Source organism: Micromonospora sp. CPCC 205539 (assembly GCF_036906815.1).
Classification (GTDB): domain Bacteria; phylum Actinomycetota; class Actinomycetes; order Mycobacteriales; family Micromonosporaceae; genus Micromonospora.
Genome location: NZ_JBAKHW010000014.1, coordinates 80,724 through 104,152 on the forward strand (window position 1 = coordinate 80,724; position 23,429 = coordinate 104,152).

23 protein-coding genes, 1 tRNA gene and 1 pseudogene are annotated in these 23,429 nt (G+C 72.2%); 7 read left to right on the top strand and 18 right to left on the bottom strand.

What is annotated here, in order from left to right; all coding sequences use genetic code 11:
• The first annotated feature begins 34 nt into the window (after positions 1–34).
• Complete coding sequence (locus V6V47_RS14835; RefSeq protein ID WP_334628780.1) at positions 35–721, top strand: hypothetical protein; 687 nt, start codon at positions 35–37, stop codon at positions 719–721.
• A gap of 255 nt (positions 722–976) precedes the next feature.
• On the opposite strand, the gene V6V47_RS14840 is transcribed toward V6V47_RS14835, so the two are convergent.
• From V6V47_RS14840 to V6V47_RS14855, 4 genes are all read right to left on the bottom strand, one after another.
• A complete protein-coding gene (locus tag V6V47_RS14840) occupies positions 977–2,566 on the bottom strand; it encodes a prenyltransferase/squalene oxidase repeat-containing protein (RefSeq protein WP_334628781.1) in 1,590 nt (529 codons plus the stop codon).
• A complete protein-coding gene (locus V6V47_RS14845) occupies positions 2,556–3,461 on the bottom strand; it encodes a terpene synthase family protein (protein ID WP_334628782.1) in 906 nt (301 codons plus the stop codon). The genes V6V47_RS14840 and V6V47_RS14845 overlap by 11 nt, the downstream gene beginning before the upstream one ends.
• Before the next feature lie 8 nt (positions 3,462–3,469).
• Positions 3,470–4,810, bottom strand: coding sequence for a cytochrome P450 (locus V6V47_RS14850; RefSeq protein WP_334628869.1), 1,341 nt, complete (start codon positions 4,808–4,810; stop codon positions 3,470–3,472).
• 510 nt (positions 4,811–5,320) lie between these two features.
• Positions 5,321–6,352, bottom strand: a complete 1,032-nt coding sequence (locus V6V47_RS14855; protein WP_334628783.1) for a helix-turn-helix domain-containing protein — start codon at positions 6,350–6,352, stop codon at positions 5,321–5,323.
• A gap of 592 nt (positions 6,353–6,944) precedes the next feature.
• Here V6V47_RS14855 and V6V47_RS14860 point away from each other — a divergent pair.
• Positions 6,945–7,430 carry a GNAT family N-acetyltransferase gene (locus tag V6V47_RS14860; protein ID WP_334628784.1) on the top strand — a complete coding sequence of 162 codons (486 nt, stop codon included), beginning with the start codon at positions 6,945–6,947 and terminating at the stop codon, positions 7,428–7,430.
• A 183-nt stretch (positions 7,431–7,613) separates the two neighbouring features.
• On the opposite strand, the gene V6V47_RS14865 is transcribed toward V6V47_RS14860, so the two are convergent.
• The 6 genes from V6V47_RS14865 to V6V47_RS14890 all read right to left on the bottom strand — a co-directional run bounded on the left by V6V47_RS14865 (position 7,614) and on the right by V6V47_RS14890 (position 14,340).
• Positions 7,614–7,690: transfer RNA gene (locus V6V47_RS14865), tRNA-Ala, on the bottom strand.
• A 344-nt stretch (positions 7,691–8,034) separates the two neighbouring features.
• On the bottom strand, positions 8,035–8,826 hold the full coding sequence (gene sepX / locus V6V47_RS14870; RefSeq protein ID WP_334628785.1) for a divisome protein SepX/GlpR: 792 nt from the start codon (positions 8,824–8,826) through the stop codon (positions 8,035–8,037).
• A gap of 177 nt (positions 8,827–9,003) precedes the next feature.
• Entirely contained in the window at positions 9,004–9,654 is a 651-nt protein-coding gene (locus V6V47_RS14875) for a GNAT family N-acetyltransferase (RefSeq protein ID WP_334628786.1), read from the bottom strand.
• A gap of 70 nt (positions 9,655–9,724) precedes the next feature.
• The gene (locus tag V6V47_RS14880) at positions 9,725–11,038 is read right to left on the bottom strand and encodes a molybdopterin molybdotransferase MoeA (protein ID WP_334628787.1); all 1,314 of its coding nucleotides are present in this window, start codon (positions 11,036–11,038) and stop codon (positions 9,725–9,727) included.
• Positions 11,035–11,997: a UTP--glucose-1-phosphate uridylyltransferase gene (locus V6V47_RS14885; RefSeq protein WP_334628788.1), complete on the bottom strand. Its 963-nt coding sequence runs from the start codon at positions 11,995–11,997 to the stop codon at positions 11,035–11,037. The genes V6V47_RS14880 and V6V47_RS14885 overlap by 4 nt, the downstream gene beginning before the upstream one ends.
• A 9-nt stretch (positions 11,998–12,006) precedes the next feature.
• Positions 12,007–14,340: a diguanylate cyclase gene (locus V6V47_RS14890; protein ID WP_334628789.1), complete on the bottom strand. Its 2,334-nt coding sequence runs from the start codon at positions 14,338–14,340 to the stop codon at positions 12,007–12,009.
• An 84-nt stretch (positions 14,341–14,424) separates the two neighbouring features.
• Here V6V47_RS14890 and V6V47_RS14895 point away from each other — a divergent pair, with 84 nt between their 5' ends.
• Both V6V47_RS14895 and V6V47_RS14900 read left to right on the top strand, forming a co-directional pair.
• The gene (locus V6V47_RS14895) at positions 14,425–15,102 is read left to right on the top strand and encodes a 5-formyltetrahydrofolate cyclo-ligase (protein WP_334628790.1); all 678 of its coding nucleotides are present in this window, start codon (positions 14,425–14,427) and stop codon (positions 15,100–15,102) included.
• Positions 15,099–15,305 (top strand): annotated as a pseudogene (locus V6V47_RS14900) (FmdB family zinc ribbon protein); the annotation flags it as partial. The gene V6V47_RS14895 and the pseudogene V6V47_RS14900, both read left to right, overlap by 4 nt.
• A 14-nt stretch (positions 15,306–15,319) precedes the next feature.
• Here the strand turns inward: V6V47_RS14900 and V6V47_RS14905 are convergent.
• A complete protein-coding gene (locus V6V47_RS14905; protein ID WP_334628873.1) occupies positions 15,320–15,607 on the bottom strand; it encodes a hypothetical protein in 288 nt (95 codons plus the stop codon).
• Between the two features lie 144 nt (positions 15,608–15,751).
• Here V6V47_RS14905 and V6V47_RS14910 point away from each other — a divergent pair, with 144 nt between their 5' ends.
• Positions 15,752–16,411 carry a flagellar biosynthesis protein FlgA gene (locus V6V47_RS14910; protein ID WP_334628791.1) on the top strand — a complete coding sequence of 220 codons (660 nt, stop codon included), beginning with the start codon at positions 15,752–15,754 and terminating at the stop codon, positions 16,409–16,411.
• Between the two features lie 95 nt (positions 16,412–16,506).
• Here the strand turns inward: V6V47_RS14910 and V6V47_RS14915 are convergent, their stop codons facing one another.
• A complete protein-coding gene (locus tag V6V47_RS14915; RefSeq protein ID WP_334628792.1) occupies positions 16,507–16,689 on the bottom strand; it encodes a hypothetical protein in 183 nt (60 codons plus the stop codon).
• A gap of 104 nt (positions 16,690–16,793) precedes the next feature.
• On the opposite strand from V6V47_RS14915, the gene V6V47_RS14920 reads away from it, so the two are divergent.
• Complete coding sequence (locus V6V47_RS14920) at positions 16,794–17,120, top strand: hypothetical protein (protein ID WP_334628793.1); 327 nt, start codon at positions 16,794–16,796, stop codon at positions 17,118–17,120.
• 18 nt (positions 17,121–17,138) lie between these two features.
• Here V6V47_RS14920 and V6V47_RS14925 read toward each other — a convergent pair whose 3' ends face one another.
• Positions 17,139–17,621 (bottom strand): DUF2231 domain-containing protein, encoded by a 483-nt coding sequence (locus tag V6V47_RS14925; RefSeq protein ID WP_334628794.1) that lies wholly within the window; start codon positions 17,619–17,621, stop codon positions 17,139–17,141.
• A gap of 173 nt (positions 17,622–17,794) precedes the next feature.
• Between V6V47_RS14925 and V6V47_RS14930 the strand changes: the two genes are divergently transcribed.
• Positions 17,795–18,658 carry an oxygenase MpaB family protein gene (locus V6V47_RS14930; RefSeq protein ID WP_334628795.1) on the top strand — a complete coding sequence of 288 codons (864 nt, stop codon included), beginning with the start codon at positions 17,795–17,797 and terminating at the stop codon, positions 18,656–18,658.
• A 20-nt stretch (positions 18,659–18,678) separates the two neighbouring features.
• Here V6V47_RS14930 and V6V47_RS14935 read toward each other — a convergent pair whose 3' ends face one another.
• The 5 genes from V6V47_RS14935 to V6V47_RS14955 form a co-directional block, all read right to left on the bottom strand.
• The gene (locus V6V47_RS14935; protein ID WP_334628870.1) at positions 18,679–19,506 is read right to left on the bottom strand and encodes a RecB family exonuclease; all 828 of its coding nucleotides are present in this window, start codon (positions 19,504–19,506) and stop codon (positions 18,679–18,681) included.
• 138 nt (positions 19,507–19,644) lie between these two features.
• Positions 19,645–20,259: a MarC family protein gene (locus V6V47_RS14940; protein ID WP_334628796.1), complete on the bottom strand. Its 615-nt coding sequence runs from the start codon at positions 20,257–20,259 to the stop codon at positions 19,645–19,647.
• Between the two features lie 40 nt (positions 20,260–20,299).
• Positions 20,300–21,172 (bottom strand): PHP domain-containing protein, encoded by an 873-nt coding sequence (locus V6V47_RS14945; protein WP_334628797.1) that lies wholly within the window; start codon positions 21,170–21,172, stop codon positions 20,300–20,302.
• 80 nt (positions 21,173–21,252) lie between these two features.
• A complete protein-coding gene (locus V6V47_RS14950) occupies positions 21,253–22,428 on the bottom strand; it encodes a hypothetical protein (RefSeq protein ID WP_334628798.1) in 1,176 nt (391 codons plus the stop codon).
• An 83-nt stretch (positions 22,429–22,511) separates the two neighbouring features.
• Positions 22,512–23,336: a SigE family RNA polymerase sigma factor gene (locus V6V47_RS14955; RefSeq protein WP_334628799.1), complete on the bottom strand. Its 825-nt coding sequence runs from the start codon at positions 23,334–23,336 to the stop codon at positions 22,512–22,514.
• Between the last annotated feature and the right edge of the window lie 93 nt (positions 23,337–23,429).

Here is a 23,429-nt window from a genome sequence, read left to right on the forward strand (position 1 = left end):
ATGCTAGTCGGCCCCCTTCGCTAGGGTGGCGCTGATGACCACCGACCCGTCGCTGGACTACTACCTGATCCTGGCCGGTCACCCGGGCGCCGAGGTGCAGGGCATCGTCGTCGAGACGTTCGCCCGCCACCCCGACTTCACGACCGCGGGGCTGGACAGCGCGGGCTGGACGCCGACGGGTGCCGGCTGGTGGAGTTCCGCTTCACTGAGCCGCAGCATGCGCTCCGACCCGGAGCTGTCAGCGAGGGTGCTGCCCACCTCGCGCAGTGCTGCGGGGGACGCCTACCGCACACTCGGTGGCGGTCAACTCCCGGTCGAAACGGTGCTGCGGACGTACTTCCACGACCACCAGCCGATCCCGACTGTCCCGCCGCTGCGGCTCGGCCCCGCGCAGCCACCGACCGGATTCCACGAGCGGCGCGTCTACCGGGTCCTCTTCGCCAGGGATCTCCGGGAGGAGCAGGTGGCGAGCCTCCGGGCCCTCTGGCACTCGCCGGTCGACACCGCACCGGGATCGGTTGCCGCCGGTCACCTCGAGAAGGGTGACGATCAGTTCACCTGGGACCTCCGTCAAATCGGCAACCGGCTCGCCTGGTGCCTCGATGTGACGGTCCTGTTGGGAACCACCAACGCCGAAGCGGTGGCGGCGACCATCCACGAGCTGACGAACGTTCTGCGGCGGCACGGGTTGATACCGGTGACGACCGAGCGATTCGCCTGACCACAGACCGTGCGCAGCGCCCCCGGTGCGGGCGGCTCCCCCGTCGCTCGCCCGGGGCTGCCGTACCCGGTCATCGGTCAGCAGCTGGCCGCGCTGCGGCTGGAGGTTCCCGGCGTACACGGCTGCGTCCTGGGCGGAGTGGACGATCTGCTCATCACCCACAACATGCAGACCGACGCGGCCCCCCACGCCCTGACGTGGTGGGTACTTCGTCCACCAACTTACGCAAGAACGTCGCTTCCGGCCGGCGACATGTCACGTGCCGACGCGCTGCCCGGACTGTTCGGCGAGGTGCTGTGCCGCGAAAACCGCGGCATTGACGATCATGGTCGGGTGGTAGAGGTCCTTGTCATGCCACAGGGCAGGTCCGTCCGGTTGTCCTGCCGATGCCGCTGTCAGGTAGGCGTATCCACGGCTGAGGGCCCCGGTGGCGGATGGCACGCCGCGCCCTGCGATGGCCAGGGTCTGCATCGCGTACGCGGTCTCCTCCACGGTCCCCTCCCAGCGTCCCCACGAGCCGTCGTCCCGCTGCGTGCTCACGGTCCACGCCACGGCACGGTCCAGGGACTCCGTGGCCGCCGCCGCGGCGAATTCGGCGAGGGCGAGAGAGCAGCACATGGTCGCGTAGTAGGGGGACGCGTGCCAACGGTCCTGCCAACTGCCGTCGGGGAGTTGGTGGGCCTGCAGCGCGACGACCAGACGCTGGGCGGCCGCGTGGTAGTGCGGCGCCGCGTCCGGCCGCGTGGCAAGGTGCTGGGCCAGTGCGTCGAGGACGTGGGCGTTGGTGGTCACCGAGAAGCCGTCCTCACCGGGCCAGGTGCAGAAGCCTTCCGCTGTCTCGAATCGCAGCAGGCTCGTCGGGTCGGCGGGCAGGCCCAGCCGGGCGAGGGCGTACAGAGTCACCGAGGTCGTGTCGGCGTCTGGCGGCAGGCCGGGTCCCGCCGGGATCCCGTGCGGCCCCAGGCCGGCTGTCAGCGGACCCACGAGATCCGGTGGCGCGGGTGTCGTGATGCCAGCCCGGGTCAGGGTGCCGATCACCCAGGCGCGTTCGAAGACCGTGATCGGGGTCGCGCACGGCACCGGCCCCCCGTGCCGTGCGACGACGGACTCCAGGTAGGCCCGCGACGGATGCTCAGCGGGTGCCGGTTCGGCGGAGCCCAGCCACGCCGCCGTCGCGGCGGGCGACGCGCCCACGATGCCCGACGGCGGTGGCCGCACCCCGACGGCGTCCCCGACCAGATCGGCGACGACCTCCAGGGCGTGCAGCAGTTTCTCCGGCACCGGCCCGCCGGACGCCATCAGGGCCCGGACTGCCGCCAGCCTCCGGCCATCCATGCCGGAGGGCAGGGGCAGTCGGTGGTTGCGCCAGCGGGCGAGCCCGGGCAGGGCGTCAGGGCCGGTCAACTGGTCGTTGATGGAGCCGATCAGTGCCGGCACGATGAGGTCGATCGCCGGGGTGTCCGGGATGGCCCACCCAGCGCTGAGCCAGCTCGTGAGAGTCCGCAGTCCGGCCTCGGCGGCCTGGCTCAGCGCCTCGGTCGTCGCGGAGGTCCGCAGGATGGTGAGCAGTGCCTCGGTGGCGCTCAACGTCGGGACCAGGCCGTACCCCTCGGGGGGTCCCCAGCCACCACCGGAATGCTGCTGATCCAGGAGGTACCGCACCCGTTCGGCATGCCCGGTGAGCCAGGGCGACAGGCTCACGAGGCGGCCGGTCTCGTACAGGGACGCGGTCACCTGACCAGCCGGTTCCCGGAGCATTTCCGCGACCAGGCGTTCAGCGGCGGCGACAGGGTGCGCGGCCGGCGGGCCGTCGAGCAGGTGTCGCGCAGCAATCTCAACGCTCAACGCTGCCCCAGAAGTCGGTGCGGCCGTAGAAGGCAGTGGTGAACCCGATCTCGCGGGCCAGGTAGGTGGCCTCCTGCGGGCAGACCTGTTCCAGGTCGTGTAGCAGCGCGCGGCACTGGTCGATCCGCTCGGCGATCTGCCGATTGATCTCGTCCTGGTCGACGCCGAGCAGGAGAGCGTTGAGATCGCCCGTCTTGAGGTCGCGTTCGTAACTGGCCAGATCGTTGACCAGCCGCAGGATCTGCTGCACCTCACGACTGGCCGCTGTCAGTGTCGGGAGGTGGTTCAGGGTGTCGGCGGTGCCGGTAGCTATCCAGTGCGACACGTTGACGAAGGACGCGCCGTAGCCGTCGGCGTTGTCGAGATATTCGACGAAGGTGGGTAGCTGACGGTCGTCGGCGGCTCTGGCCGCGCGCCAGCGCCACTCGAGGGCGTCAGCGGCGAGCATGCGGCGTACCTCGTCGCGCCACAGCGGCTGGGCGTCGGCGAAGGCCGGAACGGTGGCCAGCTCGTCGCGAATCTCGGCGAGGAACTGGCCGAGCACGTCGTCGGCCGCCGGCGTAGCTCCCTCGGCGACCGCGATGCAGTTGGACACGATCCCCGTTACGGCGTCCAGAGACGTCGCAACCGCATCGATCAGCCAGTCTTCCGCAGTGACCCACAGGGATGCACGGTTGGCGATGCGAAGCTGCTGGGCGGTGCACCAGGGCGCGATGAACGCCGTCGACAGTGCGAGCGCACCCAGCATCGCGCCGTCGACAGGTGGACTGGGAAACAGGGTGGGATAGAGCGCGACGCGCTCCTGCAGATCCCGGTGGCCCCGCGAGGCGAGGGCGCTGATGCGCCCCTGTTCCGCGGCTGCCGCGAGCGCGTCGGTGGGGGTGTCGATGGGCACGGAAACTCCTATCGTGCGGCGGTACGAGCGACGCGGGTCAGGACCATCTCCACGGGGCGCGCGGGACGCAGCGACGCCGCGACCCTGGTGTCAGGGATGGCGGGGTCGCTCAGCCGAAACCGGAACCGGCTCAGGAAGGTCGCCACGATGAGGACGGCCTCGAGGTTGAACAGGTGCTCGCCGAGGCAACGGTGCTTCCCACCCCCGAAGGGGAAGTACGCGTACCGGTGGCGCTCCGGGTCACGGCCTGGCGTGAAACGCTCGGGGTCGAAGATCTCCGCCGTCTCCCCCCAGAGAGCGGACATTCGATGTGTGGCGTACGGGGAGAGGATGATGCTGGCACCCTTCTCGATTCGCACTCCGCCGAGCACATCCGCCGCGACCGCGCGACGGGGCAGGATCCACCCGGCGGGGTAGAGCCGCAGGAGCTCGTCCAGCACCATCCGGGTGTAGGTCAGATCCTGTAGATGTTCGGCCCGGACCGGGCCGGCCCCGACGACGTGGTCGAGCTCGTCGTAGAGCCGGGTGGCGACCTCAGGATGATTGGCGAGGACCGGCCACAGCCAGGTGAGCACGACGTACGAGGTCTCCGTCGTGACCGCGACCATCGACACGAGGTCGTCGCGCATCTGTTTCTCGCTCAAGCGGCTCCCGTCGGGAGTACGCGCCCGGGCCAGGGTGGACAGGACGTCGTCTCCGTCACCTGGCTGATCGAGTGCCTCGCGCAGCACCGGAAGCAGGATGTCGTCGATGGTCTGCACGGCGGCGTGGAACCGGCGGTCGCCGGGCATGCGGATCCACCACGGCACGAAGGGTGCCAGCAGGCGCGGCGCCATCGAGGTGACGATCACCTCCTGCGCGGCCATGATCCGCAGGGCGGTGTCGATGTCGACCCGATCGGCGAAGAACACCCGCATGATGGCGCTGGAAACGATGCGGGACAGCTCCGCGCCCACGTCGATGGGCGTCGCCGATGCCGCCACCGCCTCCAGCCCGTCGATCGAGGTGGCGATGGCGTCGGCCATCGTGTCGACCAGGGTGCTGATGCGGGTCGGCCGGAACAGCGGGCCGAGCGTCCGGCGACTCGCCGCCCAGGTCTCCCCCTCGGCGAGGATGCCGTCACCGACCAGCCTCCGCACTGACCGCCACAACGCGGTGTCGTCTCCGCGCGGGTAATTGTCGGCCCTCTCCTGCAGCACCTGCTGTACGTGGGCGGGGTTCGTCACGAGGTAGGCGCTGGAAACGCCGAGTCCGAGACGGACGACGTCACCGCCGGACGAGTTGGCGATGTCGACGAGCGACTGGTGCGTGTTGCGGACCAAGCGCGGTAGCGCCCTGTAGGCAGGAATGGACTTGGCCCTGGTGCCTGGCGTCGTCTTCGGCAACGTGATACCCCTCCCGTACCGCGCCCCGCCGGGAACCCTTGGTCACCGCCTCGAAGCCACAGTGGCCGCCAGTGTCCTAGGTGTAACGCGCCCGGGCAATGGGTGATCCAGATGGTCACACCGAGCCCGCCGATGGACTTCGCACGCTTGGCGGGGCTGACCAGGATCGATCGGATGCCCTCAAGCGGCGGAAGAGAATGATCCGACGGTGGCGCGTTTGAGGGTCTGACCTGCCGTGGGCGGCAGCATCGACACGGCGGGCGCCGGATCGGCAGCCGTCTGATCCGCTCGCCGCCTCCTCGGCGCGGCCGCGCGCAGTACCGTGCCTGTGCTCACCGTCACACTGCGCATCACCGAATGTCGTGTATGGACAGCAGCATTCGCGCTGGAGACTTCCACTCGTCCGGCGCCACCATCAGACCGGAGCTGCCACTGCCGGTGACACGGCCTCCCTCGACCACACCGCTGGCAGAACTAGCTCGCCGCAGGCCCGAAACCCCGCTGCTGGGCACGCAGCGGGTCGGACGAGCCCAGAACAGGCGTCTCGGATCGATACTGCTGAGGTGACAAGCCGTACGTCGATCGGAACAGCCGAGTGAAATGGGCCTTGTCCGGGAAACCCCAGCGAGCGGCAATCACATAAATCGGCTGATGGGCCGCGAGCGGGCTAGTCAGATCACGCTGGCACCGGTCGAGGCGGCGATGCCGAATTATTTCCGCGACCGTCATCGACTCACCCTCGAAGAGCCGATTCAACGTTCGCAGGGAAATATGGTGGGCACCGGCGACCGATGACGGAGTGAGCTCGCGATCCGGCAGATTCTGCTCGATGAACGCCAGAACACGGACACGGAGGGCATGCCGCCGCACTTCCGCGGGCAACGCCTGCTCGACATCGAGCTGCCGTGCAAGCGTGGCGGAGACGAGGTCGAGGACAATGCCACCCAGCCGCAGCGCCTCGGCCGGTTGATGTTGCTCCGGGTGCGCACCAACGCGCCGCAGAAACTGCGCCAGCAGAGCACCGAAGCCCTCGTTGGCCGGAATCGACGAGGCGAGCAGACGGCGAACCTGGTCCGGGGACAAGGGCAGTGCCGAGTGGGGGATCATCACGGTGATGGTCTCGGCGAGCTTCCGCTCACCGGCCGCCTGCGACGCGACGTGGGGACGGGCGGTATCCAGGAAGGTGAACTCGGAAGCCTTCACCGCCGTCTCCCGCCGGTCCTGAATAAGCCTGCTCTCCCCCACCGTCGGCAGCGCCAGTTGGTAGTACTCAGGCGCGCTCTGGCGGACCAGTCGAGCCGAACGAGTCGAGTCGAGTGATGGGTACCGCAGAGACTGCATGGTGACAGCACCCAGGTCGATCGCGCGGACATAAGCGAGGAAATTGTCCATGTGTGGACTACTGATATGCGCCGGGGCGGTTTCTCGCGATACAAGATCATGCCAGAATTCAAAGCGATCTGACGGTGGCAGCAGCTTGGTGTCGATCTCGACGCTGGGCAGCACCTGCTTGTCCCCCGTCCATCCCTGACACTTGCTGAGTGCGTCCACCGGCGCGCCAAGAGCACCGCACCGACCCCTCCTACCGGCAGCCAGCGCCGCAGGCCCGGGATCATACAACTGAGTCGGCGCTCAGCGGCGTCGAACTTGAGCTCTGGAATCCAACCCACTGCGGTTGGTCGTCATTGCAGCTACCTGCCACTTGACTCCCAGCCGGCCGCCAGTGGCGCCGAACCCATCCGTCCGGCCTGCCGCCTCCCGCTGCGGTCGGAGCTTCCGTCCGACGGTCACGTGGCGGTCAAATGATCAAAGGCGGGCTCCCCGTCGTGCGAGAACCCGTCTTGACCTGCTGTTTCGTGGTGGAGCTGAGGGGATTTGAACCCCTTGCACCTCCGGCTTCGACAGATCGTTCCCTATCGGACCGATCACCAGGCTAACCTGCGCAACCACCGCCAACGCCTCTCGGCGTTTGACACGGCTTGTCGGTCCCGGTTGTGCCGGAACTGTGCCCGATGATCTTCCCGTCGCCATGACGACCGTTTAGCCCGGAGCTCACCCGAGGGCATTCGGTTGCTTGACCGTCGGCCACACTTATGACGTGACGACGAAAATTGTGCCGGTGGCCTCCGCTCATCCGGCGTTCGATCAGGTGGCTGCCCTGTTCGACGACTATCGGGCGCACTACGGCCACCCGTCATCTCCGGAGAGCACCCGCTCCTGGCTGCACGACCAGCTCGCACAGCACCGGTTTTCCGCAGCCGCCGCCATCCAAGCCGATCACGTCTGCGGCTTCATAACAGCCACGATCATGCCGGCATCGCTCAGGCTGGGCACCGCATGGTCGATCCGCGACCTCTACGTGGCCCCGCACCACCGCCGTAGCGGTATCGCAAACGCCCTCCTTCAGCACATCATCTACAACGCCCGTGCTGCTGGCGCGCATCGCGTGTCACTCCAAACCGAGACCGACAACATCCCGGCCCTGACGCTCTACACCGAAGTCGGCTTCCAGCCCGTCACCGGCCTGGAACTGCTCAACCTCACCCTCGATCCCACTCACCAAGAGCCAGGAGAGACGCCTTAGTAGCGCTTCCTACGTCCACTGGTGGCCGAAGAAGGACCGCCGCCGCAACATCATCAGCGGCGCGCTCCGCGAGGCGAGCGCCAAACGAAAGCAGGGCCCGAAGGCCCTGGACTCTCGCTGATTTGTGCCGGATCTGTGCCCGCTGATCTTGCTAGCGGGGTTTCCCCTGGTCAACGGTGTTGCTGGTGGAGCTGAGGGGATTTGAACCCCTGACCCCCTCGATGCGAACGAGGTGCGCTACCAGTCTGCGCCACAGCCCCTCCGCCGGCGAACCGGCTTCGGTCCCACCCGGCTTACACCGGGCGGGCCGGCAGCAAGGCTAACAGGTCCACGGTCCCCACCGCGAATCCGCCCCCAGCGCGCCGCCGCTGATCCACTCGGGTTCGCGAAATCGGGGCATCCAGGACGCCGGGGCACCCCAACTTCGGCGACCTCGAGTCGATCACGCACCGAGCGACCCACCGGTCGGCGCACGCGCTTGATCGACTCCAGATCGGTGATTCGGGGGCATCCGCGCCCGGAGAACACCCCGACTTCGGCGACCTCGAGTCGATCAAGCGCCGCGACCCCGCCGCGACCCGGCCGACGCGCCTGGGGGCCGGGTCTAGGCCGGGTGGGAGTTGCGGCCGGCCTCGTAGGGGCGGCCGCGTAGGCCACCTGAACGCCGGTACGAGACCGAACCGCCGTTCACGGCCGTCGGCAGGTCCCCGGGGCGGTCCAGGCCCATCGCGGCTCGGCGTACCCCCTCGCGCTGGGCTGCCAGGCGGCGCTGCGCCTCCCGGCGGGCCGCTGCCCGGCGGGCCTGCTCGCGGCGCACCTCGGCCTGCCGGGCGGCCAGCCAGGCGGCCTCCCGGGCCCGGGCGCGGCGTCGGCGGCGCGCGGCCAGGGCCTGACCCCGCAGGTGGACGACGTACGCGACCAGCAGCAGGAAGGTGACCGAGAAACCGATCCAGAAGCCGGGGCTGACGAGCAGCACGCCGATCAGTTCGACGACGTTGAGGAGCAGCAGCGCGGCGAGGACGCGGCGGCGTCGGTACACGGCGGGGGTGTGCTGGCGGCGGCGCGGCGGCCGGCGGCGGGACCGCTTCGGAGCGGGCGGCACGGCGCGCAGTCGGCCGGACCGGCGGGCCGCCGGGGGCGCGGAGACCGGTGTGGTCAGCTCGCCAGTAGCCGAGTCTTCACTGATAGTGACGACGAGGGAGCGCGGGGGGTGGACGGGTTGCCGTCCCGGCACAGTGCGGCGTCGTCGGCGGCGCTGGAGCACCCGCGCCGTCGACTGCGCCCGCTCCGCCACCAGTCGCTCGGTGGCGTCGTACCGGCGAACCAACGCCGGGGCCAGTGCGAGCAGGCCGGCGGCGGCGAGGACGGCGAGGAGCACCGAGGTCGGCACCCTCACCCCTCCCGTCACCGAATTCGGAGCAACCGCCACCCGACCGCAGGATCTTCCACCGATCGCGCTCAGGTGCGTGGATCGTCCGGACGGGCAGCGCTTGCCGTAGCTTGCAGTTACTTGAGGTTACGGTGCACCGACCGTGATGCCACCACGCCGCGCCGATCCCGTCCGTGGGACGACTCACCGAGCGGCGGCGCGTACCCGGTGCCAGCGGGCCAGCAGGCCACCCTCGGCGGTGATCTCCTCATTGGTCATCGCGTATCCAATGTGGTCCCGCCAGGCACCGTCGATGTGCATGTAGCGCACGTGGTACGACTCCTCACGGAAGCCGAGCTTCTCCACGACCCGGCGGGACGGTCGGTTCTCCGGCCGAATGTTGACCTCCACCCGGTGCAGGCCGCCCGGACCGAACGCGTGATCCACGGCCAACGCGAGCGCCGTCGGGATCACACCCTGCCCGGCGACGCGGGCGTCCACCCAGTAGCCGACGTACCCGGAGCAGAACGCACGCCGCACGATGCTGCCCACGTTAAGATGCCCGACCAGCCGGTCCCGGTCGGCCTCGCGTAGGCAGACGGCGAACGGCATGCCCTCGCCCTCGCGGGCCGAACGTCGCTGGTCGCGGTGCACCCAGCGGAACGCGGCCGGCGAATTCAGCTCGTCCCAACTGCCGGGCAGCGACGATTCCCAGGGTGCCAGCCAGGCCCGGTTGGCCCGGCGCACCTCCGACCAGGCCGCCGCATCGGACCGTCGATAGGGCCGCAGCAGCACCGGACCGTCGACCAGCACCGCCGGCCAGCCCGGCGCGCGCGCAGGCCCGAAGAGACTCACCCGCACAGTCTCCCGCGCGGGACCGGTCCGTGCGCAAGTGGAACTGCCACCGCGCGACGAACGCGCGAACTCACCGGCGGCGGTCCAACAGCAACACGTCCACGGTGGAGCCGGCGGCGGCGGTGGTCACCCGCTCACCCAGCACCAGCAACCCGTTGGCCTCGGCCAGCCCGGAGAGGGTGAACGGGCCACCGCTCAACGGCTGCACCGTGTAGCCGCCGCCGCGCCGCTCGGCGACGTGTGCGGGCCGGAATTCACGCAGCCCGCCCGGGGACGACACGGTCTCCAGCAGGTGTGCCCGGACACTGGGCCGGAACACCGGTTCGGCGCCAGCGAGCAGTTGGATGGCCGGGCGGGCCAGCACCTCGAACCCGATCAGCGCGGCGCCGGGGTCACCGGGCAGACAGACCACCGGCACCTCCTCGGCGCCGACCGTGCCGAAGCCGAGCGCGGTGCCGGGATAGAGCGCCACATCGGTGAAGGTGACCGGCCCGGCCCGGCCGCCCTCCCGGCGGGACAGGATCCGACGCACCATGTCACCGGGGCCGGTGCCGGTGCCTCCGGTGGTGATGATCAGGTCTGCGCGCAGGGTCTGGTCCTCCAGCAGCCCACGCAACCCCTCGGGGTCGTCGTCGCAGATGCCCACCCGGTACGCCTGCGCACCCACTTCGGCCGCGGCGGCGGTCAGCGCGTGTGAGTTCGCGTCCACCACCTGGCCGGGCTGACTGCCCCGGCCCACGTCGACCAGCTCGTCGCCGGTGGCCACGATGACCACCCGCGGGCTGGGCCGCACCACCACGTGCCCGATGCCGGTGGCGGCGAAGACCGCGACCAGCGCCGGGGAGACGTACGTGCCGGCTCGGGCGAGCAGGGTGCCCGCGGGCAACTCCTCACCGGCGCGGCGCACCCCGTACCCCCGCTTGGGGGTGCGGAAGATCTCCACGGCGGCCATGCCCTGGTCGGTCCACTCCACCGGCACCACCACGTCGGCGGCCACCGGCAGCGGCGCACCGGCGGCCACCGAGAAGCAGGAGCCCGGGGTCAGCCGGACCGGCCGCCAGCTCGCCGCGCCGAGATCGCCGACCACGTTGAGCCGGATCGTCCGGCCACCGGGCGTGCCGGAGGGGGCCGGGACGTAGCTCGCGCCCCGGGCCCCTCCCGAAATGTCCTCCCAGCGGGCCGCGTACCCGTCCACGGCCGCCTGGTCGAAGGCCGGAAAGGCGTGCGGCGCGACGACGTCCTCGGCGAGGACGTTGCCGTGGGCCTGGGTGAGGTCGAGGTCGAGCGGAGGCAGCGCGCGTAACCTGCGCAGCACGCTGCCCAGGTAGTCGGCGAGCGGCGTCAACTCGTTCGCGGCCGCCTCGGCGTCGGCCGTCGCGGTCATGTACCAGATCCGCCCGCCGTGTCGGCGTTGACGAACTCGGCCAGCCAGGCGCGGAACTCTGCGCCCAGGTCGTCGCGCTCCGCCGCGATCTGCACCACCGTCTGGAGGTAGCCCAGCGGCATTCCGGTGTCGTAGCGGGTGCCCCGGTAGACGATCGCGTGCACCGGCGTGCCCTCGGTACGCAGTAGTTCCATCGCGTCGGTCAGCTGGATCTCGCCGCCGCTGCCCGGCTTGGTCCGCCGGATCGCGTCGAAGATCTTGCCCGGCAGCACGTAACGGCCGAGCACCGCGAGGTTGCTCGGCGCGTCCTCCGGCTGCGGCTTCTCCACCATCCCGGTCACCCGGACGACCTCACCGATGTCGGTCAGCTCCGCCTCGGCGGGCTCGACCGACGCGATGCCGTACCGCTTGGTGTCGGCGGGGTCGACCTCGAAGAAGGCGAGCACCACGCCCCCGGTGCGGGCCTGCAGCTCCAGCATCGCCGGCAGCAGTGGCTCGGACGGCTTGACGAACTCGTCGCCGAGCAGCACCGCGAAGGGCTGGTCGCCGACGTGCGACTCGGCGTACCCGACGGCGTGACCGAGCCCGAGCTGCTCCGGCTGCCGGACGGTGTAGATCTCGGCCAGTTCGCTGGGCCGACGCACGGCGGCCAGCCGCGCGGTGTCGCCCTTCTCTTCCAGCCTGGCCTCCAGGTCGGGGCGACGGTCGAAGTGGTCCACCATCGACGTCTTACCCCGACCGGTGATCAGCAACACGTCACCGATGCCGGCCTGGGTGGCCTCCTCGACGATGTACTGCAGTACCGGCCGGTCCACCACCGGCAGCAGCTCCTTGGGCACCGCCTTCGTGGCCGGCAGGAACCGGGTGGCCAGACCGGCGGCCGGGATGACGGCCTTGACCGCCACGGGACGGCCGGTTGCGGCGACCGTCGATGAGGGGTTCGCTGAGTGCTCCGACATGCCGCGAGACTATCGGCCACGGCTCTGCCGCGGCGGGTGTGGCCCGGAAGACGCGCCGCCACCTGACCCCGGCCGGGTGGCATCGGGGCCGCCCCAGGCCGCGTTCGTGGCGATGTCCGCCGCGTCGTCGGCCGGCTCCGGCCGCGCGTGCGCCGGCCCCGGCCGGGACGATTCGGGTACGCCCGCGGCCGGCTCCGACCGGGCGTGCCCGCCCGGCTCCCGGGTGACCTGCGCGGGCCGCCCGGCCCGCGGCAACCCGTCGGGCGGACTCACCGCCCCCGCCGGCACCGGGATCTCCCGCATCGGCACGTCCGGGCGGTCCTCGGCCACCCGGTAGGTGTCCCGGCCGGCCGCCTTGGCCACGTAGAGCGCATTGTCGGCGGCGTCCAGCACCTCCCGCCCGGTGCTGCCGTGATCCGGGTACACGGCGATGCCCACCGACACGGTCACCACGATCGGCCCGGCGTACGCCTCGACGGCGATCGGCGTGTCCCGTACCGCCGCGCCCAGCCGCTCCGCCACGATCGCCGCACCCCGGGCGTCGGTCTCCGGCAGCAGCAGCACGAACTCCTCCCCACCCTGCCGGAAGGCCAGGTCGACCTCGCGGATCTCGCCGCGCACCCGCCGGGCGAACTCGGCCAGCACGGTGTCCCCGGCCGCGTGCCCGTACGTGTCGTTGACGTCCTTGAACCGGTCCAGGTCCAGGGCCAGGACACTCAGCATGCGGCCGAACCGGCTGGCCCGTTCCACCTCCCGGCGGATGGACTCGCCCAGGTAGCGGTAGTTCCACAGCCCGGTCAGCGGGTCGGTCAGCGAGAGGCGCTGCGCCTCCTCGTGCACCCGTACGTTGTCCACCGCCACCGCGGCGTGCCCGGCGAAGGTGCGCAGCGTGACCAGGTCGTCGTCGTCGAAGTCGTCGGCGCCCAGCCGGTCGTAGAGGGCGAGGACGCCGAGCGCCACCGCCGGCGTACCCACCTCCTCGCCGACGCCGACGGGCGGACCGAGCCCACTCGGGGTGCCGCCGCCCGGGGTGGCGAACGGAACCGCGACGTACGTGCGACAGCGCGGCTCGCCCACCAGGACCTCGGTCGGCTCCAGCCGCCCCCGCTGCGGCTCACCCGTGGCGGCCACGGCGCCGACCACGCCGACGCCCACCGGCACCCGCAACGTCTGCGGGCTGCCGTCGTCGCCCGCCGGCCAGCGCCCGTCCAGCCCCTCGGTGCACTGCGCGACGAGCACCCCACCGGTCTCCACCAGCAGCACCGCGCCGGCCCGAGCCCCGGTGGCGGCGATCGCGCTGTGCAGGATCACCCGCAGGATGCGTTGCAGGTCGTGCGTGCTGGCCAGGGTGTCCCCGAGCACCGCGAGGTGCCCTCGCAACTGGTCCCGGCTGCTGGTCAGCGCGGCCACGTAGGAGCCGGTCTCCCGGGTCATCCGGTTGAACGCGCCGGCCAGCCGGCCCACCTCGTCGCGACTGCGCACCGGCACCCGGGCGGTCAGGTCGCCGTGCGCCACCCGGTCCACCGCGCCGGCCAGCTCCACCAGCGGTCGGGTGGTGACCCGGGCCAGTCGCCAGGCGGTCAGCACGGCGAGCAGCCCGGCCAGTACGACCACGCTGGCGAGCGTGGCGTGCAGGCCGGGTGGCCGTTCGCTGGGCACGGAGAGCACCAGCGGCAGTGGCTGCCCGATGGACGGCCCGACCCGCCGCACGTACCGGCCCTCCGTGGTCTCGGTGACCCGCTCGCCGTCGACGGTGCCGGCGGCGGCCAGCACCGCGTCGCGTACCTCACGGCTCTCGGTCGTGTGGGTGACCCGCGCGACGCTCGCGCCGTCGTCGAGCAGCGTGACCGCCACCCCGGTCACCGCCGCCAGCCGCGCCACGAAGGCCGGGTCGACGAGCTGCGCGGCGGACACCGTGCCCAGCGGGGTGCCGGCCCGGTCGTGCAGGTCGACCCGGGCGGCCACCGCGCGGACCGGGCCGGACGACGCCTCGGCCAGCCCGGAGCAGTCCCGCCATGGCGTCGACGGCGCGCCGGGCGAGGCGTAGGTGACCTCGCCGGTCCCATCGGTGATCAACACTGCGGCGGCCAACCCCCGGCTGACCAGTTGACCGGCGGCAGCCGCCGGGTCCGTGGTGAGGGCCACCGCGTCGGCGGTGGCACGGAGCTGCTGGCAGAGCGCATCGACCGAGGTGCGCACGGTGGACACCGCCACCGCGAGGCGCTCGGCGGAGCGGCCGCGGTCGACGGCGGTGACGATGGAGGCGACGAAGTACGCACCGAGCAGGACCGGCCCGAGCACCACCACGAGGAAGGCTGCCGTCAACCGCCCGCGTAGCGTCACTCGTCCCCCCGGAAGTTCCGCCTCCGATGCTTGCGATGCTGACACAGAGCAACCGTGGGAGAGGCGATGCGTCAGGAGTGTTGCGTGCCGGATTTTTCTGATGAAGCGGAAGTGACGCGGGTGACGAAGCGCGACGCCCGCGCCGAGCTGCTCGCCCGCCGCCACGCGCTGACCGCTGCGACCCGGGCCACGGCCGCCGGCCGCGTCCAGGCCGAACTGGTCGCCCTGGTACGCAGGCTGCGCCCACTCCGGATGACGGCGTACGTGCCGGTGGGCTCCGAGCCGGGCGGCGGCGACCTGCCGGAGGTGTTACGGGCGGCGCTGCCTCTCGGGGGCGAGCTGCTGCTGCCGGTGCTCCGCGCTGACCTGGACCTGGACTGGGCCGCGTACACCGGGCCGGACGGCTTGATCCCGGCCGGCCGGGGTATCCGTGAGCCGGACGGGCCGAGGCTCGGGGTGAGCGTGGTCAGCGGCGCGGAGCTGGTGGTCGTACCGGCACTGGCGGTCGACCTGCGGGGCCGGCGGCTCGGTCGCGGCGGCGGCTCGTACGACCGGGCGCTGGCCCGGGTGCCCACGACGACACTGACCGTGGTTCCGCTGCACGACGGGGAGCTGGTCGAGGCGCTGCCCGTCGAGCCGCACGACCGCCCGGTCCGCGCGGTCGTCAACCCCACCGACGGGGTGCGTACCCTTGACGGCGGCCCGGGTGCGGCGCATAGTGTCGCGCCCCACACGTCCGCTGGACGAACCCCGGGCGAATGACGCACCATTGGCACTCGAATACGTCGAGTGCCAACTGGCCGAGTCCAGATCCGGAGGAGAACGTGCCCACGTACCAGTACGCCTGCACCGCGTGCGGTCACCAGCTCGAGGCAGTGCAGTCCTTCTCTGACGAGCCGCTGACCGAGTGCCCGGCGTGTGAGGGGCGGCTGCGCAAGGTCTTCAACTCGGTCGGCATCGTCTTCAAGGGCTCCGGCTTCTACCGCACCGACTCGCGCGCGTCCGGCTCCGAGGTGGCGGCCGGCGGGACGGCCAGCAAGCCGGCCAAGTCCGAGTCGTCCTCGTCGTCCTCCGGTGGAGACTCCGGGTCGTCGTCGGGCTCCTCGTCCTCGTCGTCCGGTTCGGGGTCGTCGTCCTCGGGGTCGTCTTCGGCGTCCGGCTCCTCCTCGTCGTCCGGCGGGTCGAGCGGCGGCAAGTCCCCGGCGACCAGTTCCGCATCCTGACCCGGCCGGTCCTGACCAAGCCGGGCGCGGTCGTCGCGTCTCATAGCAAACCCGGCCGGTCCGTGGACGTTGTCCACAGGCCGGCCGGTTGTCCACAGGCATGGACGAGCGGCCGGCTGAACGGCCTCCGACCGGCCTAGCCTGCCGTCCGTGGGTGTCGCTCCAGCACCCGGGACGGGAGGCGGCAGATGGCGACCGGCGATCCAGACTCACCGCGCGCGTTGCGTCCGCTACGCCGGCTCGCCCTGCCCGGTGGGCGCACCCTGCTCCGGGCGGGCCTGGTCGCCGCGCTGCTCGGCCTGGCCGCCGCCGTCCTGCACACCCCGACCGGCTGCCCACCGGCCGACCGGGCCGGAGCCACCCCGCACCCGACCGGCGCGGGCCCGACCGAGCCGAGTCAGCAGGCCAACCGCAGCGACCCGACCGATCCGGACCGCCCGGCCGGCGGCGAGCCCACCGACCCGAATCAGCAGGCCGACGGCGGGCGGACCGGCCCGAGTGGAGCGGTCGAGGGGCCTGCCGGCACGGATGCGGCGGCCAGCGGGAGCGCCACGTCCCGTCAGCTTCCGCTGCCCAGCGGGACGGTCGGGGTGCCGCTCCGGCTCGCCGAACCAGCAGCGTTGGCCGTGGTCCGCCCCGGAGCCCGGGTCGACCTGCTCGTGGCACCGCCGGGCGGGCTGGGCACCGAGGCCACCCTGCTCGCTCCCCGAGCGTTGGTGCTGGACGTACTGGGCGCCGAGGCGACCGACGGATCCTCGGCGCTCTATCTGGCGCTGCGCCCCGACCAGGCACGACGCATCGTCGGGCTGCCCGAGGGCAGCCGATTCGCCATCGTCGTCCGCGCCTGACCAGCCCGGTGTCCGGGCGCAACAGCTCCCGCCCTCTGGTCGGACCTCAGCACGAGCACGAGCGCGATCTCAGTCCCGGTTCGCGGCGCCGACGCTCAGTCCCAGTGCGGGGGGCGCTCGGCGAGCAGCCAGTCGTCGTTCCCGCCGGCCCGCTCGCCCCAGCCACGATCGGTGTCGTCGGCGGTCTGCTCGGGCAGCACCACGAAATCGTCGCTCAGGTCGACGGTGCGGTCATCGTCGCCGCGCGCGCCCTGCTTACCGGGGTCCTCGGTGCTCACGAGCGGCAAGACTAACGCAGCCCACGGCGGCGCAGCCGACGCCGACGGTGCCGCGCCGGCCAGAACCGACCAGGCCGTGGGCCGCGTTGGTAGCGTCGGACGGCGTGACGACCCCCAGCGGTGGCAGCATCCCGGACGACTACTGGCGGCGGCCCGGGGGTGGCGACGACGCCGACCAACCTCCCGTCGTGTCCTCGACCCCGCCCACGAACGAATACGCCGGCCCGCCGCCGAGCGTGCCGCCGCCCGCGGGCTGGCGTCCACCCGTACACCTGGAGGCGGCGCCGCCACGACGGCTACCGCCGCAGAACCTGGCCGACCTGGACGCGGCCGAACAGCGCTCCCAGCGGCTCACCTACGGCTTCGGCGCGGCCGCCGGCGTGGTGCTGGTGGTGTTGGTCTGCCTGCTCTGCTCCCGGGTCATCTTCTGACCCGCGCCCACGAGCACGTCAGACGGTGGTGCCCCAGACGGCCTCGGCACCGGAATGCCCGGTCAGGTAGACGTAGACCAGGGCGGCGATGGCCAGCGCGACGACCGCCACCGCCAACACCGGCACCACCAGCGCCGGCAGTTGCGGCACCCGGGGGTGGTCGCTGGTCGCCACCAACAGCAGGATGGCCACGATCCCAAGCGGCACCGCGATCCGGAACAGGATGTCGCCGTAGCGGGAGTGTTCGAAGATCTGGTCGAGGATTTCGCCCTGGAAGCCCTTGGCGACCAGCGCGTCAGCGAGGGCCTCACCCGACTTGACCGCCACGAAGGCGGTGACCGGCGCGACCACGGCGAGGATGCCCACCGCCCAGTCCAGTCGGTGCCGCCAGCGCGGCAGACCCACGTAGGCGATGGCCAGCACAGCCAGCAGTGGCACGAACACGACCACCGCGTGGACCACCATGGCGTGTACCGGTAGGCCCAGGATCTCCTTGAACATCGACATCCTCCAGGTGGATCACGGTGGGAGTTGCGAGCCCAGGGTCCGCTGGCCGTCCCGAGGCCTTCGACCGGACACACGCACGCCGGCACGATCGGGTTCACCGCAGCCAAATCCGCGTCGCCGCCGGCCGCGCCCGGTGCGGGCGGGTCCCGCCGTGGCACTCTTGGTCGGTGGACTCCGATGACCTCGGCCTCTTCGGTCCGGGTTCGGTCACGTGGAAGGTGCACGAGGAGCCGATCCTGATCGTCGCCGGCCTGCGCTCGCTCTACCTGCAGGCGCTGCACCCACGGGCGATGGCCGGGGTGGCGCAGATCAGCAACTACCGCACTGACGCCTGGGGCCGTCTGGTCCGTACGGCCACCTACGTGGCGACCACCGTCTACGGGACCACCGCCGAGGCGGAGGCTGCCGGGTCGCGACTGCGCCGGCTGCACGCCCGGCTGCGGGCCACCGACCCGTTCAGCGGCGAGGAGTTCCGGATCGACGATCCGGATCTGCTGCGCTGGGTGCACGTCACCGAGGTCGAGTCGTTCCTCAGCACCGCGCGGCGGGCTGGCCTGCCACTCACCGACGCCGAGGTGGACGGCTACTACACCGAGCAGCGCCGCTCCGCCGCGCTGGTGGGTCTGGACCCGGCCACCGTCCCCGGCACCGCCGACGAGATTGCCGCGTACTACCGCGGGGTGCGGCCGGAACTGCGGATGACGCGGGAGGCCGCCGAGACCGCGCTCTTCCTCACCGCTCCGCCGCTGCCGTGGAAGCTCAGCCTGCCGGCCCGGTTGGGGCTCACCCTCGGCCCGCCGCGTTGGGCGTACCTGGGCATCGCCGGCACCGCCCTCGCAATGCTGCCGGCCTGGGCCCGCCGGATGTACGGCGGGCTGGGCCTGCCCACCACCGCACTGTCGGCGGACCTGACCGTGCGTGCCCTACGGCTGGCGCTCGGCGCCGTGCCCCGTCGCTATCGGGAGGGGCCGCTGTTGCAGGCCGCCAAGGAGCGCGCCGAGCGCCTCGCCGCCAGCCCGCTGGCCGGCTGAGCGCGGCCTGTCGCCAGAGGTCAGCCGTCGGTGGCCCGGTCGACGGCCGCCCACGGCTCCTTACCCGGTGTCTGCGCCCCGGTCGGGCAACTGCGCCGGTAGTCGCACCAGCCGCAGCGCGGGCCGGGTGCCACGGGAAACGCTTCGTCGGGATCGGTGCCGTCGGCGACCGCCCGCTCGGCAGCCATGATGTCCTGAGCTGTCTGCTCAGCACGCGTGAGCTGTCGGGCCAGCGACTCGACGGTGTGGTCGTGCCCGGCGACCGTACCGGTCGGCAGGTGGTGCAGCTCCACCCGACGGCACGGTCGGCGGAACACCCGCTCGGCCGCGTACGCGTAGAGCGCCAGCGCCTGGGAGCCCCGGGCGTCGTCCGCGTCCATGCCGGTGCGGCCGGTCTTGTAGTCGACGATGACCAGCTCCGGGCCCTCCGGCCCGGGGCGGGAGTCGATCCGGTCGGCGCGACCGTTGAAGGCCAGCACGGCGGTCTTGACCGCGACGACCCGTTCCACGCCGAGCGGGTCAGCCTCCGGCTCCAGCGTGTCGACGTACGATTCCAGCCAACCCAGCGCCCGCCGGTAGGCGGCCCGCTCCTGCTCGTCGTCGCGGTAGCCCTCGCGCACCCAGGTGCCCTTGAGCAGGGTGGCCAACGCCTCGGGGCGACGGCGGTCGGCGGGCAGCGCATACCAGTTCTTCAGGGCGGTGTGCACGCTGGCGCCGAGCGAGTTGTGCGCCCACGGCGGGCCTTTCGGGGGCGCCGGCCGGTCGACGTAGGAGTAGCGGTAGCGGCGTGGGCAGTCCGCGTACGCGCCGAGCTTGCTCGGGGTGCAGACGAACAGCCGCTCCGGCATGCCCTCGAAGCCGAGCTGCTCGGCGCCGCCGTCACGCTGTCTGGGAGCCCGGCCGCCAGCGGCGGGTCGTCCGGCTGAAGAAGCTCGTCGCACGCCTGCGATCCTGCCATCCACCCCCGACATCGCGGGTGTCCCGGGTCAGGTGGCGTTCAGGTAGTGCCGTACGAAGGCGGCCACCGCGTCCGCGATGAGCTGTACGGCGATCGCGGCCAGCAGCAGGCCGGCGATCCGGGTCAGCACCTCGATCCCGGCGGGACGCAGGATCTTCACGATGCCGCCGGAGAATCGCAGCACGATCCAGACCGCGACCATCACGGCCAGGATCCCCGCGGCGATGGCGGTGTGGTCGCCCAACCCGTGGGCCTGCTGGACGAAGAGCATGGTGGCCACGATGGCGCCCGGGCCGGCCAACAGCGGGGTGCCCAGCGGCACCAGCGCGATGTTCGAGGTGGCGTCCGGGCTCGGGCCGTCGGTCTTGCCGGTCAACAGCTCCAGGGCGACCAGGACGAGCAGCAGCCCACCGGCCGCCTGCAGGGCCGGCAGGTCCACGTGCAGGTAGTCGAGCAGGTTCTGCCCAGCCACCGCGAAGACGACGATCACGCCGAGCGCCAGCGCGACCGCCTGCCAGGCTGCCCGGTTGCGGTCGCGGGCCGGCAGTGGGCCGGTCAGCGCGAGGAAGATCGGCACCATGCCCGGCGGGTCGGTGATCACCAGCAGGGTCACGAAAACCTCGCCGAACAGCTTCAGGTCCACGTGATCAAACTAGCCGCGCCGTTGCGGGCGGAAACCCGGATCAGCCCGAAGCGACCTCGGTCACGCCTTCGGCGACGATCCGCTCGTACGCCTCGACGCTGGTGCTGAAGGCGCCGAGCTGGACGGTCTTGTGGGTGCCGTGGAAATCCGAGGAGCCGGTGACCAGCAGGCCCAGCTCGGCGGCGAGCGCTCGTACGTGCTCCCGCTCGGCCGGGCTGTGGTCCTCGTGGTCCGCCTCCAGTCCGGCCAGCCCGGCAGCCGCCAGCTCGGCGATCAACTCGTCGGGCACCACCCGACCGCGGCGGGTGGCTCGGGGGTGGGCGAAGACCGGCACGCCGCCGGCCGCCCGGACCAGCCGGACCGCCCGGAACACGTCGATGTCCTCCTTGGGCAGCCGGTACCGCTCGCCCAACCACGCTGGGCCGAACGCCTCCCGGGTGTCGACCACCAGACCGGCTCGGATCAACGCCTGCGCGATGTGCGGACGGCCCACCGTGCCGCCGCCCGCTCGGGCCAGGATGTCGGGCCAGCTCACGTCGATTCCGTCGGCGCGCAGCAGCGCGACCATCCGCTCGCCGCGCTCCTCGCGGGCGGCCCGGACGCGGGACAGCTCGGCGACCAGCTCCGGGTGGTCCGGGTCGAACAGGTACGCGAGCAGGTGCAGCGCCACCGCCGATCGCGTGCCGGACCAGCGGCAGGACAGCTCGGCTCCCCGGATGAGGCGCAGCCCGGGGGGCAGCGCCCGGACGGCCGGCGCCCAGCCGGCCGTGGTGTCGTGATCGGTGATCGCCAGCACGTCCAGCCCTGCCTCGGCGGCCGCGCGGACCAGCTCGGCCGGGCTCAGCGTGCCGTCGCTGGCCGTCGAGTGGGCGTGCAGGTCGATCCGCGGGGCCGGGCCGGTACGCGAGGTCATTTCATGACGCTACCGAGAACCGTGGACCGGGACCGCAGCCGACCCGTGCACGCCCACCGACGGACCCGACCCGGTCGGGGTCAGGAGCCGGTCACCAGGACCGGCCGCTCCCCCGGCTGCACACCGGGCACCGGGGCCGGGGCAGCCGGCTGGCCCGCTCGTACCCGGTCGACGTCCACCCGGACCAGCTTGCCCTCGCCGTCGATGTAGGTGGCGGCGGAGTCGGTGGTCCACGACACCGTGCCAACCATCGACGGACCAACCGGCAGGGCGGTCACGTCCGAGCCGAGCTGGCCCAGGTCGACGAGCAGGGACCGGCCGGCCTTGCCGACAGTGCCGTTGACCAGCAGCCACCGGCCGTCGGGAGAGGTCCCGCCGACTCCGTCCGGGCTGAGCTCGGGACCACAACCGGTGCGTACCGGCCGCAGGTCGCGCTGCGGGTCGAGCAGGGCCAGGCAGGTCTGGCGCGGGTCAGCGCCGGAGACCTGGCCGACGAGCCGGCCGTCGGGCAGTGCGCCGTAGACGCTGAGGGTCTTCCGGTCGGCACCCGTGGTCAGCTCACCGACACCCGGCTGCCAGAGGGTGTGACCGGGCCGGTTTGGGTCGAGCCGGACCAGCACGCTGTCGCCGACGAACCGGACCGGCACCGCGTCGACCGGCGCGGGTGTGCGCACCGGACCGATGAGCTGGGTGCCCACCACGCCCGCCATGAGCAGGCCGCTGCCGTCGCGCCAGGCGACCTGGCGCCCGTCGGCGGCGATGGTGATCGGGCCCGCACCGGCGAGCAGCACCTGCACCAGCCCGTCGCGCTGCGCCACCCAGAGGGAGCGGCCGGCGGCGGTCGGCGCGCCGACCACCAGCCAACCGGCGCCGTCGGGCAGCAGGTGGGCGTGCTCGGCCGGCCCGATGCCGGGCAGCGGCAGCCGCTCGCCGTCCGCGCTGGTCAACGCCCCGCTCACGAGGAAATCCAGCGAGGTGCCGGGCGCGGGAGCGGGGGCGGCACTGGAGGCTGACGGGATCGGCCGACCGGACGAGTACGGGTCACCGATCACCACGATGGGCGACGGTGGCCGCCCGGAGTGCCCCCCGAGCTGCGCCACGCTGGCGCTGATCAGCACGGTGGTGGCCGCCGCGAGGGCGAGGCCGACGCCGGCGCGCCGACGCCGGACCCGGTTCGCCCGGCGGATGGCCTGGCCTGCCGGGTCGGCACTGAGCGGGCGGGTGACAGCGACCTGGTGCGAGAGAGTCTCCCGCACCGCCCCTTCCAGCTCGTCAGGTCGCACCTCGTATGAACGCGGCGGGGTGCCCGTCAGGTTGTCGGACCGGCCGCGGGATGCGCTCACCGCAACTTCCCGGCGCCGGTGCCGACGGGTACGGCCGGCTGCGCGGCGGGCAGCACGGTCGGCGGGGCGACGGGCTGGTCGGCCGGCGGGGCGACGGGCTGGTCGGCCAGCGGGGCGGCGGGCACGGCCGGAGCGACCGTGGGCGACGGGTCGAGCGGGCGGGGCACGGCCGGCCTGGGCACGGAACCGCCGACCGGCCGGCGTACGTTTCCGGCCTCGTCGGCGCCGGGCGTACGGCCGGGCGCGGCGGAACGCACCGGTCGGCGCGCCGTAGCGGGCCCGGCCGGAGCCGAGTCGGCGGGAGCCGCGCCGACGGGTAGGTCCGGCAGTTCGGCACCCATCCGGCGACGCAGCGTGGAGAGCGCTCGGGACGCCTGGCTCTTCACGGTGCCGGGGGAGATGTCGAGCATCGCGGCGGTCTGCGCCTCCGACATGTCCTCGTAGTAGCGCAGCACCAACACCGCCCGCTGCCGGCTGGGCAGCTCCCGGAGGTGTCGCCAGAGCAGGTCCCGGTCGAGTTGCTGCTCGATCTCGTCGACGCCGGCCCGCTCGGGCAGCACCTCGGTGGGGCGCTCACCGTGCCAACGTCGCCGCCACCAGCTCGTCGAGGTGTTGACCATCACCCGCCGGGCGTACGGCTCGACGGCCTCGATCCCCCCGAGCCGCTTCCAGGCGAGGTACGTCTTGGTCAACGCCGTCTGGAGCAGATCCTCGGCCGTGGCCCAGTCGCCGGCGAGCAGGTACGCGGTGCGCAGCAGGGCGGGGGAGCGAGCCGCGACGAACTCGCGAAACTCCTCCTCCAAGGGGTCCCTGCTCGCCACCGCCCACCTCCGCACCCAAGCCGTCCTGGCAGAGTGCCACGTCAGAGGCGGTCCGGTCCATGACGAAAGGTGCGCACTTGCTCCGATGTTCGG